Origin of the sequence: Enterobacter cloacae complex sp. IR5401 (assembly GCF_049238425.1) — a bacterium.
Classification (GTDB): Bacteria; Pseudomonadota; Gammaproteobacteria; order Enterobacterales; family Enterobacteriaceae; genus Enterobacter; species Enterobacter hormaechei_C.
In genome coordinates this window covers 1-638 of the sequence record NZ_JBMKHN010000054.1, presented here as the reverse complement: position 1 = coordinate 638, position 638 = coordinate 1, and the positions used below count along the sequence as shown (strand labels likewise).

Below are 638 nucleotides of genomic sequence, written 5' to 3'. Positions count from 1 at the left end.
GATGAGCAACTTCTTGACCGCCGGCGCGTGGAGTACGACATATTTCTATTGGTTGAGGAACTGCATGTTCTGGATATCATCCGGAAAGGATTTGGCTCTGTGGATGAATTTATTGCGCTGGCCAATTCTGTCAGCAATCGCCGTAAATCCAGAGCCGGGAAGTCGCTGGAACTGCACCTGGAGCATCTATTCATTGAGCACGGCCTGCGACACTTTGCGACGCAGGCCATCACAGAAGGTAATAAAAAACCCGATTTCCTTTTCCCTTCCGCAGGGGCTTACCACGATACTGAGTTTCCCGTAGAAAATCTGCGCATGCTGGCAGTCAAGACTACCTGTAAGGATCGCTGGCGTCAGATACTGAATGAGGCCGATAAAATTCATCAGGTGCATCTGTTTACACTCCAGGAGGGAGTTTCTCTGGCTCAATATCGGGAGATGCGGGAGTCGGGTGTCAGATTGGTCGTGCCATCATCTCTGCACAAAAAATACCCGGAGGCGGTGAGAGCTGAGCTAATGACGCTAGGTGCGTTTATTGCTGAGCTGACAGGGCTTTACGCAGATATTCCATAGATTATCTCCCGGCATAAATACCGGGAGGAGCGATCAGATTCGTTCAACCTTGCACGAATCGGCAT

1 pseudogene is annotated in these 638 nt (G+C 50.3%); it reads left to right on the top strand.

Going from position 1 to position 638, the window contains the following annotated elements:
- Window positions 1-573 (top strand): annotated as a pseudogene (locus ACOTX1_RS23795) (type II site-specific deoxyribonuclease); the annotation flags it as partial.
- Window positions 574-638 lie beyond the last annotated feature (65 nt).